The organism is Burkholderia sp. LMU1-1-1.1, from assembly GCF_040675865.1.
In the GTDB taxonomy this organism is placed as follows: Bacteria; Pseudomonadota; Gammaproteobacteria; order Burkholderiales; family Burkholderiaceae_D; genus Rugamonas.
In genome coordinates this window covers 1-3170 of record NZ_JBEGHG010000036.1, presented here as the reverse complement: position 1 = coordinate 3170, position 3170 = coordinate 1, and the positions used below count along the sequence as shown (strand labels likewise).

Annotated in this window: 4 protein-coding genes and 1 pseudogene; all 5 read left to right on the top strand. The window is 72.0% G+C overall.

Annotation, left to right across the window (positions count from 1 at the left end; all coding sequences use genetic code 11):
• Window positions 1–240, top strand: a pseudogene (locus MRBLMU1_RS23435) (carbamoyltransferase HypF); the annotation flags it as partial.
• Window positions 231–494 carry a HypC/HybG/HupF family hydrogenase formation chaperone gene (locus MRBLMU1_RS23430; protein WP_363506552.1) on the top strand — a complete coding sequence of 88 codons (264 nt, stop codon included), beginning with the start codon at window positions 231–233 and terminating at the stop codon, window positions 492–494. The pseudogene MRBLMU1_RS23435 and the gene MRBLMU1_RS23430, both read left to right, overlap by 10 nt.
• Window positions 491–1630 carry a hydrogenase formation protein HypD gene (gene hypD / locus MRBLMU1_RS23425; protein WP_363506549.1) on the top strand — a complete coding sequence of 380 codons (1140 nt, stop codon included), beginning with the start codon at window positions 491–493 and terminating at the stop codon, window positions 1628–1630. Before MRBLMU1_RS23430 ends, hypD begins: the two co-directional genes overlap by 4 nt.
• Complete coding sequence (gene hypE, locus MRBLMU1_RS23420) at window positions 1627–2679, top strand: hydrogenase expression/formation protein HypE (protein ID WP_363506546.1); 1053 nt, start codon at window positions 1627–1629, stop codon at window positions 2677–2679. The genes hypD and hypE overlap by 4 nt, the downstream gene beginning before the upstream one ends.
• 8 nt (window positions 2680–2687) lie before the next feature.
• On the top strand, window positions 2688–3170 hold a 483-nt coding region (locus MRBLMU1_RS23415), incomplete at its 3' end, for a formyltransferase family protein (protein WP_363506543.1).

Below are 3170 nucleotides of genomic sequence, written 5' to 3'. Positions count from 1 at the left end.
CACGCGCTGCGCACGGTGGCGCTGGGCGGCGGCTGCTTCTTCAACCGCCTGCTCAGCGAACGCCTGGCCGCGCAACTGGTCCGGCGCGGGTTGCGCGTGGCCCGCGCCCACGCCGTCTCGTGCGGCGACGCCGGCCTGGCGCTGGGCCAGGCCTGGGTCGCGCGCCAGCGCCTGCGCGGCGGCGCCTGCGGCGCCGACACCGTTTTTTCCACCCCTTACGAAAGCGCGCCATGTGTCTAGCCATTCCCGTCCGGGTGGTCGAAGTGCTGCCGGACCAGCAAGCCGTGATCGACATCGGCGGCGTGCGCAAGCGCATCAGCACCGCGCTGATCGACAGCGTCGCCGCCGGCGACTACGTGATCCTGCACGTCGGTTACGCGATCGGCAAACTCGACGAAGAAGAAGCGCGGCGCACGCTGGCCCTGTTCGGCGAGGCGGCGCTGGCCGCCGGCGACACCGCCGGCCCATCCCACCCGGAGTCCATCCCATCATGAAATACATCGATGAATACCGCGACGGCGCGGTGGCGCGCAAGATCGCCGACCGCATCGCCGCCGAAACCGATCCCGCCCGCCAGTACAGCTTCATGGAGTTTTGCGGCGGCCACACCCACGCCATCTCGCGCTACGGCATCGGCGAGCTGCTGCCGCCGGGGGTGCGCATGGTCCACGGGCCGGGTTGCCCGGTGTGCGTGCTGCCGATCGGGCGCATCGACCAGGCCATCGCGCTGGCGCTCGAGCGCGGCGTGATCGTTTGCACCTACGGCGACACGATGCGGGTGCCGGCCTCGAACGGCCTGTCGCTGACCAAGGCCAAGGCGCGCGGCGGCGACATCCGCATGGTCTATTCGGCCAGCGACGCCCTCGACATCGCCGAGCGCCATCCCGGGCGCGAGGTGGTGTTTTTCGCGATCGGCTTCGAGACCACCACGCCGCCGACCGCGCTGGCGGTGCGCGCGGCCAGCGCGCGCGGGCTGGACAACTTCAGCGTGCTGTGCTGCCACGTGCTCACGCCGTCGGCGATCACGCACATCCTGGCCTCGCCCGAGGTGCGCGACTACGGCAGCGTGCCGATCGACGGCTTCATCGGTCCGGCCCACGTCAGCATCGTCATCGGCTCCGAGCCCTACGTCCACTTCGCCGAGGAGTACCGCAAGCCGGTGGTGATCGCCGGCTTCGAGCCGCTCGACGTGATGCAGGCCATCCTGATGCTGGTGCGCCAGGTCAACGACGGCCGCTGCGAGGTCGAGAACGAGTTCGCGCGCGCCGTCACCGCCCACGGCAACCAGACCGCGCAGGCGGCCGTGTCGCAAGTGTTCGAGCTGCGCCCCAGCTTCGAGTGGCGCGGCCTGGGGGAGGTGCCCTACAGCGCGCTGCGGGTGCGCCCGGCCTACGCGCGCCACGACGCCGAGGCGCGCTACGGCCTGGCCTACCGGGCGGTGGCCGACAACAAGGCGTGCGAATGCGGCGCCATCCTGCGCGGCGTGAAACAACCCACCGATTGCAAGGTGTTCGGCACCGTCTGCACGCCGGAAAATCCGCTCGGCTCGTGCATGGTGTCGAGCGAGGGCGCCTGCGCGGCGCACTATTCCTACGGCCGCTTCAAGGATATCCCGGTGGTGGCGGCATGAGCGGCATCGTCAAGCAAGGCTATGTGCGGCCGCTCGACCTGCGCCACGGCCAGGTCGACATGGGGCACGGCGCGGGCGGACGCGCCTCGGCCCAGCTGGTCGAGGAACTGTTCCTGGCGGCGTTCGACAACCCCTGGCTGCGCCAGGGCAACGACCAGGCCGGCTTCGACGTGGGCGCCGGGCGCATGGTGATGGCGACCGACGCCCACGTGGTCTCGCCGCTGTTCTTCCCCGGCGGCGACATCGGCTGCCTGTCGGTGCACGGCACCGTCAACGACGTCGCCATGGCCGGCGCCCGGCCGCTGTACCTGGCCGCCAGCTTCATCCTGGAGGAGGGCTTTCCGCTGGCCGACCTCAAGCGCATCGTCGATTCGATGGCGCGCGCCGCGGGCGAGGCCGGGGTGGCGATCGTCACCGGCGACACCAAGGTCGTCGAGCGCGGCAAGGGCGACGGCGTGTTCATCACCACCACCGGCGTGGGCGTGGTGCCGCCCGGGATATGCATCGACGGCGCCGCCGCGCGGCCCGGCGACGCCATCGTCCTGTCGGGCAGCATCGGCGAGCACGGCGTGGCGATCATGTCGAAGCGCGAGTCGCTCGACTTCGACACCGAGATCCTGTCCGACACGGCCGCCCTGAACGGCCTGGTGGCGCAGATGCTGGCGGCGATGCCGCGCGTGCGCGTGCTGCGCGACCCCACCCGTGGCGGCCTGGCCACCACCCTCAACGAGATCGCGCGCCAGTCCGGCGTCGGCATGCAGATCGAGGAGTCGGCCATCACGGTGGCGCCCCAGGTCGACGCGGCCTGCGAATTCCTCGGCCTCGATCCGCTGTACGTGGCCAACGAGGGCAAGCTGGTGGCCATCTGCGGCGCCGACGACGTCGAGGCGCTGCTGGCGGCGATGCATGCCCATCCGCTGGGCCGCCAGGCGGCGCGCATCGGCAGCGTCACCGGCGACCCGCACGGCTTCGTGCAGATGCGCACCCGCTTCGGCGGGCGGCGCGTGGTCGACTGGCTGTCCGGCGAGCAGTTGCCGCGCATTTGCTAGGGGCGGCGATGCGCATCCTGCTGCTGGCGCACGCCTTCAACAGCCTGACCCAGAGCCTGTTCGTGGCGCTGCGCGCGCGCGGCCACCTGGTGTCGGTGGAGCTCGACATCGCCGACAGCGTGACCGAGGAGGCGGTGGCGCTGTTCCGGCCCGACCTGATCCTGGCGCCGTACCTCAAGCGCGCGATTCCCGCCACGGTCTGGCGCCGCCACGTGTGCCTGGTGCTGCACCCCGGCGTGGCGGGCGACCGCGGGCCGTCGGCGCTCGACTGGGCCATCCTCGAGGGCGAGACCGCCTGGGGCGTGACGGTGTTGCAGGCCAACGCCGAGATGGATGCCGGGCCGCTGTGGGGCGAGGCCCACTTCGCCATGCGCGCGGCCGGCAAGGGCAGCTTGTACCGGCACGAGGTGACGGCGGCGGCGCTGCGCGCGTACGACCAGGCGCTGGCGCGGCTGGCCGCCGGCGCCGCGCCGTTGCGTCCCGCGCGGCCG

Excerpts from the sequence above, each read along its gene's own strand:
- MRBLMU1_RS23430 (WP_363506552.1), top strand. The coding sequence starts at position 231 with ATGTGTCTAGCCATTCCCGTCCGGGTGGTCGAAGTGCTGCCGGACCAG.
- hypD (WP_363506549.1), top strand. The coding sequence starts at position 491 with ATGAAATACATCGATGAATACCGCGACGGCGCGGTGGCGCGCAAGATC.
- hypE (WP_363506546.1), top strand. The coding sequence starts at position 1,627 with ATGAGCGGCATCGTCAAGCAAGGCTATGTGCGGCCGCTCGACCTGCGC.